This window comes from Nocardioides dubius (genome assembly GCF_039528155.1).
Lineage (GTDB): Bacteria > Actinomycetota > Actinomycetes > Propionibacteriales > Nocardioidaceae > Nocardioides > Nocardioides dubius.
On sequence record NZ_BAAALG010000011.1, the window covers coordinates 275,755 to 284,616 of the forward strand.

9 protein-coding genes are annotated in these 8,862 nt (G+C 70.5%); all 9 read right to left on the minus strand.

Annotated elements, in window-relative coordinates; all coding sequences use genetic code 11:
• Window positions 1-17 precede the first annotated feature (17 nt).
• The gene (locus ABD151_RS14395) at window positions 18-476 is read right to left on the minus strand and encodes a MaoC family dehydratase (protein WP_343995454.1); all 459 of its coding nucleotides are present in this window, start codon (window positions 474-476) and stop codon (window positions 18-20) included.
• Window positions 476-1,363: an SDR family NAD(P)-dependent oxidoreductase gene (locus ABD151_RS14400; RefSeq protein ID WP_343995455.1), complete on the minus strand. Its 888-nt coding sequence runs from the start codon at window positions 1,361-1,363 to the stop codon at window positions 476-478. The genes ABD151_RS14395 and ABD151_RS14400 overlap by 1 nt, the downstream gene beginning before the upstream one ends.
• Window positions 1,364-1,381: 18 nt before the next feature.
• Entirely contained in the window at window positions 1,382-2,848 is a 1,467-nt protein-coding gene (locus tag ABD151_RS14405; protein ID WP_343995456.1) for a class I adenylate-forming enzyme family protein, read from the minus strand.
• A gap of 11 nt (window positions 2,849-2,859) precedes the next feature.
• Complete coding sequence (locus tag ABD151_RS14410) at window positions 2,860-3,156, minus strand: hypothetical protein (protein ID WP_343995457.1); 297 nt, start codon at window positions 3,154-3,156, stop codon at window positions 2,860-2,862.
• A gap of 45 nt (window positions 3,157-3,201) precedes the next feature.
• Window positions 3,202-4,296, minus strand: coding sequence for a phosphotransferase family protein (locus tag ABD151_RS14415; protein ID WP_343995458.1), 1,095 nt, complete (start codon window positions 4,294-4,296; stop codon window positions 3,202-3,204).
• A 151-nt stretch (window positions 4,297-4,447) separates the two neighbouring features.
• A complete protein-coding gene (locus ABD151_RS14420; RefSeq protein ID WP_343995459.1) occupies window positions 4,448-6,064 on the minus strand; it encodes a thiamine pyrophosphate-binding protein in 1,617 nt (538 codons plus the stop codon).
• 46 nt (window positions 6,065-6,110) lie between these two features.
• A complete protein-coding gene (locus ABD151_RS14425; protein WP_343995460.1) occupies window positions 6,111-6,905 on the minus strand; it encodes a FadR/GntR family transcriptional regulator in 795 nt (264 codons plus the stop codon).
• A 133-nt stretch (window positions 6,906-7,038) separates the two neighbouring features.
• On the minus strand, window positions 7,039-8,214 hold the full coding sequence (locus ABD151_RS14430) for an NAD(P)/FAD-dependent oxidoreductase (protein WP_343995461.1): 1,176 nt from the start codon (window positions 8,212-8,214) through the stop codon (window positions 7,039-7,041).
• A partial coding sequence (locus tag ABD151_RS14435) for an acyl-CoA dehydrogenase family protein (RefSeq protein WP_343995462.1) occupies window positions 8,211-8,862 on the minus strand: 652 nt, incomplete at its 5' end. The genes ABD151_RS14430 and ABD151_RS14435, both read right to left, overlap by 4 nt.

Below are 8,862 nucleotides of genomic sequence, written 5' to 3' on the forward strand. Positions count from 1 at the left end.
ATGGATGACAGCCGGGCTCAGGCCACCAGGAGGCGGATCGTCTCCGCGACGCAGGCGGGCTTGCTCTGCCCGCGGATCTCGACGACGTAGCGCACCACCGCCTGCAGCCCGGCGGGCACCTCGGACACCTCGGTCAAGGTGGCACTCGCCCGCAGGTAGGAGCCGACCGTCACCGGCTGCGGGAAGCGCACCTTGTCGAGACCGTAGTTGACCCCCATCCGCGCGCCCTGCACCCGGAAGATCTCGCCACCGAGCCGGGGGATCAACGACAGCGTCAGGTAGCCGTGCGCGATCGGCGCACCCCACGGACCCTGCGCCGAACGCTCGGCATCGACATGGATCCACTGCCAGTCCTCGGTGACGTCGGCGAACGCGTTCACCCTCTCCTGGGTGATCTCGACCCACTCCCCGACCCCGAGCTCCTCGCCGCATGCGGCGCGGAAGTCGTCGAGCGTGGCGAAGACCCGCGGGCTCATCAGCGCGGGCTTCCGTTGATCTGGCTGTTGGTCCGCGCCTGCGCCACCAGGCCGGGCAGCCGCTCGGCGAGGTCGGCGACCTCCCAGCGCCGGGACTGCTCGATGCGCGGCCCCTTCACCCAGGTCTCGGCCACGGCGAGCTCGCCGCCCTTGATCGTGAAGACCCGGCCGGTGATGCCCGCCGAGGCGGGACTGGCCAGATAGACCACCAACGGGGCGATGTTCGCCGGATCGCCGACGTCGAAGCCGGTGCGCTCCTTCTCCGCGGCGACGGCCTGCACGTAAGAATCCAGGCCGGAGGTCATCTCGGTCAACGCGGTCGGCGCGATCGCGTTGACTCCCACTCCCAGCCTGGCGAGCTCGTCGGCAGCGATCACGGTGAAGGAGGCGATCGCGGCCTTGGCGGCCCCGTAGTTGATCTGTCCCACGTTGCCGAACAGCCCGCTGGGCGAGGAGGTGTTGACCACCCGCGGCGCCTCGACCGGCTCCCCCGCCTTGCTGCGCTCGCGCCAGTAGCCGGCGGCATGGCGGGTGACGCAGAAGGTGCCGCGCAGGTGCACCTTGAGGACCGCATCCCACTGCTCCACGTCCATGTTGACCAGCATCTTGTCGCGCAGGATGCCGGCATTGTTGACGACGGCATCCAGCGTCCCGAACGCCTCGACGGCGTCGGCCACCAGCTGTCCGGCGCCCGCCCACTCGGAGATGTCGGAGCGATTGGCGATCGCCTCCCCACCCAGGTCCCGGATCTCGGCGACCACCGCCTCGGGGTCGGCCACGTCGTTGACCACCACCCGGGCGCCGTGCCGGGCCAGCTCGAGGGCGTGCTCGCGCCCGATCCCGGCGCCGGCGCCGGTCACCACGACCACTCGGTCCGTACTGCTCATCGCGTCTCGTCCTTGTCCTCAGGCAGTGACCGCCAGGCGCGCGCGAAGCTCGCGGCGCAGCAGCTTGCCGGTCTCGTTGTAGGGAAGCTCGTCGACCACGTGGATGGCGGCGGGCACCTTGGTGGAGCGCAGGGCCTCGCGGACCCATCCACGCAGCACCTCGGGGTCGGGTGCGCCGCCCTCGGCGGGCACCACGAACGCCTCGACCCGCTCGCCCCACTCGGCGTCGGGAACACCGATCACCGCGCACTCGGCAACGCTCGCGTGGGCAGCAAGCCGGTCCTCGATCTCGGCGGGCGAGAGGTTCTCCCCGCCCCGGACGATCACGTCGTCGGCACGACCGTCGAGGAAGAGGAAGCCGTCGGCATCGAGGTGACCACGATCCCGGGTGGGATACCAGCCGGACTCCTCGGTCGCGGTGTGCGACAGGTACTCGCCGGACACCTGGTCACCACGCACGAAGATCTCGCCGGCCACGCCGGAGGGCAGCACCACGCCGTCGGGGCCGCGCACCTCGATCTCCACAGACGGCAGGGCCTTGCCCACCGATCCGAGCCTGGCCCGCACCGCCGGGTCCTCGCTCGCAGCCGCGGTGCGGTGGTCATCGGGACTGAGCAGCGTGATCGTGGAGCTGGTCTCGGTCAGGCCGTAGGCGTTGACGAGGTTCAGATCCGGGAGCAGGGCCATCGCGCGCTCGACCACCTGCGCCGGCATCCTGCCGCCGCCGTAGGACAGGTGGCGCAGGTGCGGCAACCCCAGACCGTCGGCCTCGACGACGTCGAGGATCCGGTTGAGCATCGTCGGCACCACCATCGCCTGGGTGACCCGCTCGCTGCGGACGGTGCGCACCCACTCGTCGGGATCGAAGGTGATCAGCTGGACCATCCGGCGTCCGGAGTAGACCGAGGTGAGCACCGAGCTGACGGCCGCGATGTGGTAGGGCGGAACAGATACCAGGATCGCCTCGTCCGGGTCGGCGTTGAGGAAGTCGATGGTCTCGAGCACGTACGGCACCAGGTGCCGGTTGCGAAGCACGGCGGCCTTCGGCGCGGATGTCGTTCCGCTGGTGAACAGCAGGACCGCCGGCGACTCCTCGTCGGGCACCGCGCCGTCGACCGATCCGCCGGGCACCTGGGTCAGGTGTCGCACAGCGTCGTTGTCCGGAACGCGGCTCGCGCAGCCAGCGTCGGCGAGCACCGCCAGGGGCGCAATCCGGTCCAGGGCCTCGGCGATCTGCGCATCCGTCCAGCGGTAGTTGATCGGGGCATAGGGCACGCCTGCCACCGACGCGCCGAAGAGGAGCGCCACCGCCTCCGGCGAGTTCTCGCCGAGGTAGGCCGCGACCGGGGCCGACCCGATGCCGGCCGCGAGCTCGTGCGCCATCGCGAGCAGCTCGCCGTAGCTGACACTGCGATCGCCGGTGGTGACGGCGATCCGGTCAGGGTCCGCCTGGGCCACCATGTCCAGCAGCATGATCAGGTTCATCGCGGTGGCTCTCAGTCCGAGGACGGGAGCTGCTTGCTCGCGACCAGCTCCAACGGCTCGCCGGCCACCGACAGCGTCCCAGCGCCCGGCTTCACGCAGAGCACCTGAACGCCGGAGGCCGCGTGGACGTAGCGCTTGCCGAGCTCGGTGCCAGCGTCCAGGCCCGAGGCGGGAGCGCCGGCCGGGGCAGCATCCGTGCCTGCCTCTACCATCGGTGCGCCGCCGCATTCGAGGGCGACGTCGGCAGCACGCACCACCATCACCTCGGTGGCGCAGGTGACGCTCGCCAGTCTCATTCCAGTCTTCATCGGTTCCTCATATCCATCATGGGGCTGTCAGGGCTCGGTCGTCAGTCACGACTCGAGGAGGTGCAGGGCGCGGGCGGCGAGCGGGGCGACCATCTCGCCGCGCTGACGCATCCGCTCGTCGGTGCTCTCGCCGCGCAGGTAGCGGGCGTAGAGCTGTTGCAAGATCACTGCCGTCTTCCAGCATCCGAACGCCTCGTACCAGGCGATGCTGCTCAGGTCGAGGTCGCTGGTCGTGCCGTAGCGCTCGATCACCTCGGCCCGAGTGGGCAGTTCCAGGCTCCGCGTGGCGGACGCCGCGATGAACGCCTCGGGGTGGCCGTCGGGGAGCGAGTGGTCGGGCCAGTAGTTGAGCAGGGTGCCGAAGTCGCAGAGCGGGTCCCCGGTCGTGGCCATGTCCCAGTCGAAGACCGAGTGCACCCGGTCGGGCTCACCGGGCCGGAACTGGCAGTTGTCGATCTTGTAGTCGTTGTGCACGAAGCCCGCGCGCTGACTGGCCGGCTCGGCGCTACGCAGGAGCCCTCCCAGGCGCTCGACGTCGCGGCGGGTCTTCTCGGCATCGGGCAGGTCGGAGTGGTCGGCGACCGCCGCCCACCGGCGCTGCCAGCCGGCGAGCTGTCGGCCGAGGTAGCCCTCGGGGCGGCCCAGGTCGGCGAGGTCGCACGCTGCGGGGTCGGCCTGGTGCAGGTCGGCCAGAGCGTCCACGACGGCAAACCCCACGCGACGCGAGGCGTCGGCGTCGGTGGAGACGGCAGCCGGAACGTGGTCCCACACGACGACGCCCTGACGGTACTCGGAGACGAAGAACTCGGCACCGATCACCTCGGGGTCGGTGCAGTGCAGCAGCGCCCGCGGCGCCCGGTCGTATACCCGGTGCAGCCGGGAGAGGACTCGATACTCGCGGCCCATGTCGTGACTGCCTGCGGCGAGCTGGCCGAACGGCGGTCGCCGTACGACCAGGAGCCGCTCCCCCACCTGCACTCGATAGGTGAGGTTGGCCGAGCCGCGGGGGAACTGCAGCACCGAGAAGTCACCGTCGAGCTCGGGAAGCTCGGCCAGGAGGTGCGCGCGCAGACGGTCCCAGTCCAGCTCCTCACCGGGGCGCACCGGGGCGACGTCGCTGAGGACCTCGGTCTTGGTCACTGTTCCTCCTGATCGGGCGGGGCGAACACCAGGAACACTAATTCCTCATGATGATTAGGTCAACCCGTTGCGCTGCCCGGGCACAAAAAAGATCCGGGCGGGCGCTCTGCAGCACCCACCCGGATCGCATGTCGGCGATCAGCAACCCATCTCAGTGCGGGATGGTGACCTTGTCGGGGTCGAGCTTGACGTCGATCAGCACCGGCCGATCGCGGTTCGGCAGCTCAGCTAGGACCTCGTCCAGCTCCTTGAGGTTGCGCACCGTGTAGCCGCGAGCGCCGAGCGACTCGGCGACGTCGGCGAACTCCGGCCAGTCGAACATCGACGGCGTCGGGTCCATCCCCTTCGCCCGGAACTGGACGTGCTCCGCACCGTAGGCACCGTCGTTGAGGATCACCACGACCAGGTCGGCCCCGTGCCGGACCGCGGAGTTCAACTCGCCGACGTTGCCGAGCATGAAGCCACCGTCGCCGGCGACCAGGAGGGTCGGCCGGTCGGAGGCCTGCGCGGCGCCGATCGCATTGCCCAGCCCCAGTCCGATCGAGCCGAAGTTGACCGTGTGCACGTAGTCATTGGGGTGCTTGACGTGGAACAGGTGGTAGCTGTGCATCACGAAGCGGCCGCCGTCGAAGACCAGGCTGCGGTCCTGCGGAAAGGCGGCGTCGATCTTCAGGATGGCGGTGCGCATGTCGACCGTCTCATCGGTGGACTGATCGACGAAGGTGTCCTCGACCCGGAACTCAGCCAGCCGCTTGGCGAGCGCCTCGGAGGCGTAGCCCGACGACGGCACCTCGGCCTCGTCGAGCAGGTCGGCCAGTGCGGTGGCGACCGCACCGCTGTCGCCGTGGACGCCGGCGGTGACGCCCTCGAAGCGACCGATCGCCTCCAGGTCGGAGTCGATCTGCACGACCGCCTTGCCCTTGAGCAGGGTGTGGTCGGCAGTGGTCCACTTGTTCAGGCCCGCACCGAAGGCGATCACACAGTCGGAGTCGGCGATCACCTCGCTCGCGATCTCGTGCGAGAGGGTGCCGAAGATGTGCAGGTCGTGGGGCTCCCCACGGAAGAGGTCGCGCCCGCGCAGGGTGGTCGCGAGCGGTGCGCCGATCCGCTCGGCCAGGCGCACGAGGGCCTCACGGGCCTGCCCGCCGCCTCGCCCGGCCAGCACGATCGGACGCTTCGCAGACGCCACGATGCCTGCGGCCACGTCGAGGTCGTCGGCGCCGGGCGTGGCCGCGGACGGCCGGACCCACCAGACACCCTGGGGCTCCTCGTAGTCGACGTCGAGCCACTGGAAGTCGACCGGGATGTTCAGCACGACCGGCCGGCGCTCGGTGTGTGCGCGGTGGATCGCGACCGCTACGTCCTCCCCCAGGGTCTCGGGCGTGCGCAACTGCTCGAAGCCGGCGCCCGTGGGCATCACGATGTCACGCTGCGAGATGCTCTGGATGTTCTCCTTGTCCACCACCGCGGTGTCGCCGGCGAGAACCAGGATCGGGGTGCGCTCGCGCACCCCCTCCACGAGCGCGGTGACGGTGTTGGTCAGGGCCGGGCCGTGGGTCACCGACGCCACCCCCAACTCGCCGGAGATCCGCGCGTAGCCGTTGGCTGCGAGCACACAGGTGGCCTCGTTGACCACCGGGAAGAACTGCCCGCCGGCATCGCGGACGAAGCTGTCGACGGCGTACAGGTTGGCGTCACCCATCAAGCCGAAGATCTTCTGGACACCGTGCGCCTTGAGCGTCCGGGCCAGAGCCTCGTGAAACTTCATCTCTTCTCTCCTTGCGGTTGCGTCGGAGTGCGGCTAGAGCACCTCGCTAGAGCCACTCGACCGGTCCGCTGACCAGGTCACCCAACTGTTCGATGTTGATCTCAATCACCTGCTGCAGGTGCTCACGCATCAGCCGCTCCGCCTCGGCGCGGTCGCCCGCGCTGATCGACTCGGCGATCCGCAGGTGGTCCTCCACCAGCGTGTCCTTCATGGGCCTCGGGTCACCGACCGTCGCCACGTGGTGCGCCACCAGCAGCCCGTAGGAGCGGAAGGTGAGCTCCAGCACGCGGTTGCCGCTGAGCATGGCCACGGTGCTGTGGAAGGTCTCATGCCCCTCGACGAACTGCTCGAGGTCGATGTGCTCGTGCTGATGCGCCTCCGGGGTGAGGAACCCCTTCATCGCAGAGCGGCGCAGCTCGTCGTCCGGATTCGCGGCGGCGAAGCCTGCGAGGGCCGACTCCGCGAAGACCCAGGCCTCGAAGAGCTCGGAGTAGGTGGCACCGGAGAGGTTGAAGAAGAGCGCATGCATGCGGCCGAGGTTGGCCGGGTCGATCGTGCCGACCGAGGGCCCGCCTCCGGGGCCGCGGCGGATGTTGATCATCCCCTGCACCTCGAGCAGGCGGAGTCCCTCGCGCAGCGACTCGCGGCTGACCCCGTACTTCTTCAGCATCTCTGCCTCGGACTCCAGGCTGTCGCCGGGAGCCAGACCGCCCGCACCGATGTCGCGGACGACGTCGCGCGCGACCACCTCCGCCGCCTTCAGCGGACGCAGCAGCGAGCGCCCCGACGCGATCGGGATCCCCCCGCCGGCCTGTGCCGTCTTGCTCTTCTTCTTGGCCATCGCTTGCCCCTGACTCGCTGATGCTGGTACTCGTCGTCGATCACAGATACCCTCGGTCGAGGGTGTCCCGCGACGAACTTAATTCATCATGAGATTAGTCACAAGACGTCGCGCCTGAGCCCGTCTCGAACGACTACAGCGCCGCATCCAGCCTGCGCACCGCCTCGTCGTCCACCCGGCGCTGCTCCTCGACGGCGACCCGGGCCTGCACCATCGCCTTCGGGTAGCCCACGTTGAGGTGCGCGGTCAGCCGCCCGTCCTCGGCGAGCCACGCCACGCCCCACTTCTCCGGATCGTCGTGCTCACGCAGCACCGCCCGGTCGGCCGGTCCGTGCTGGCCGACGTACTGGACCTTGCGGCCGAACTGATCGCTCCAGAAGTACGGCACGCGGTCCGCCCCCGCGGCGGCACCGACGATTGTCTGCGCGACCGCGCTCGCGCCGTTGACCGCCTCGTCCCAGTGCCCGGAGTGCACCCGGGCCCCCAGCCGCGGCGACCAGCGGGCTGCGACGTCGCCGACCGCGAAGACCGCGGGGTCACTGGTGCGGCCATCACCGTCCACCGCCACCCCGCCGCCCGCAAGCTCGAGTCCCGACTCCGCCAGCCACCCCACTGCCGGACGCACGCCGACGCCGGTCACCACGAGGTCGGCCGGCGCCAGCGTCTGGTCCCGCAAGCGGACGCCGTCCGCGGTAATCTCCTCGACCTGGACGCCGGTGCGCAGGTCCACCTCTCGCCACCAGGGCAGGAAGCGGGCTGCGACCTCGGCACCGAGTGGGCCGGCCAGCGGGGCGGCACCGCCCTCGAGGCAGGTCACCCGGCACCCAGCAGCGACCGCTGCGGTGGCCACCTCGGCTCCGATCCAGCCGGCGCCGACGAGCACCACGCGCGAGCCTGGGCGCAGCTCAGCGCGGATCAACGTCGCGTCCTCGCGGGTGCGCAGGCTCACCTGCCGTCCCTCGCCCGGCAGCCGAACCGGCTCGGCGCCGGTGGCGAGCACGAGTACGTCGTAGGAGACCTCGCCGGCGTCGGTCGTCAGCGTGGTGGCAGCCAGATCGAGTCCGGTCGCCCGGACGCCGAGGCGCACGTCGACACCGTCGAGCTCCAGTCCGAGGCCCGGGTCGGCCCCGCTGGCCAGCACCGCCTTGCTCAGTGGCGGGCGGTCGTAGGGCAGGTGCTCTTCGGCGCCGATCAGGATCACCGGGCCGCGGTGCCCCAGCTGGCGCAGCGCGACACAGGTGCGGCCACCGGCCAGGCCCGCGCCGACCACGACGATCGTGGCCTCGGGGCTCACCCGCGCCTCACTCATGACTCGCCCACTCCGGCGTCGGCGGCGTAGGCGTAGGCGTCGAAGGCCTGCTCCGCCCAAGCCGCGACGTCGCCCCACAGCATCTCGTTGCTCCGCGCCTTGCGGAAGTACAGGTGGGCCGGATGCTCCCAGCTGAACCCGATGCCACCGTGGATCTGCACGTTCTCGGCGCTCACCCAGCAGGCGCTCCGCGAGGCCTCGACCAGCGCGGAGGCGGCCGCGCCGGGCAGCGCGGCGGGTGCCTCGACGGCCGCCCAGACCGCGTGCTCCACCAGGGAGCGGGCGAGGTCGGCCTCGGTGGCCATGTCGGCAGCACAGTGCTTGATCGCCTGGAAGGAGCCGATGGCGCGACCGAACTGTTCGCGCTCCTTCGCGTAGGCGACGGCATCGGCAACCGCCTGCTCGGCGACCCCGAGCTGCTCGGCCGCGATGAGCACCGCTGCGATGTCACGCATCGTCCTGAGCAGGGCTGCGGCATCCGCGACCTCGACAGGCTGGGCCGCAACGCCGTCGAGTCGCACCAGCGAGAGCGAGCGGGTCAGGTCGAGTGCGTCGCGGCGGGTCACCTCGACGGCAGAGGTCGGCAGCACGAACCAGCGAACCTCGTCGGTCGCCCTAGCCGCCAGCACCAGCGTCGTCGCCTCGGCG

What these genes read in the sequence shown, in the direction of transcription:
- ABD151_RS14425 (WP_343995460.1), bottom strand. Translation starts at nt 6,905, where the DNA reads ATGGCCAAGAAGAAGAGCAAGACGGCACAGGCCGGCGGGGGGATCCCG.
- ABD151_RS14405 (WP_343995456.1), bottom strand. Translation starts at nt 2,848, where the DNA reads ATGAACCTGATCATGCTGCTGGACATGGTGGCCCAGGCGGACCCTGAC.
- ABD151_RS14420 (WP_343995459.1), bottom strand. Translation starts at nt 6,064, where the DNA reads ATGAAGTTTCACGAGGCTCTGGCCCGGACGCTCAAGGCGCACGGTGTC.
- ABD151_RS14410 (WP_343995457.1), bottom strand. Translation starts at nt 3,156, where the DNA reads ATGAAGACTGGAATGAGACTGGCGAGCGTCACCTGCGCCACCGAGGTG.
- ABD151_RS14395 (WP_343995454.1), bottom strand. Translation starts at nt 476, where the DNA reads ATGAGCCCGCGGGTCTTCGCCACGCTCGACGACTTCCGCGCCGCATGC.
- ABD151_RS14430 (WP_343995461.1), bottom strand. Translation starts at nt 8,214, where the DNA reads ATGAGTGAGGCGCGGGTGAGCCCCGAGGCCACGATCGTCGTGGTCGGC.
- ABD151_RS14400 (WP_343995455.1), bottom strand. Translation starts at nt 1,363, where the DNA reads ATGAGCAGTACGGACCGAGTGGTCGTGGTGACCGGCGCCGGCGCCGGG.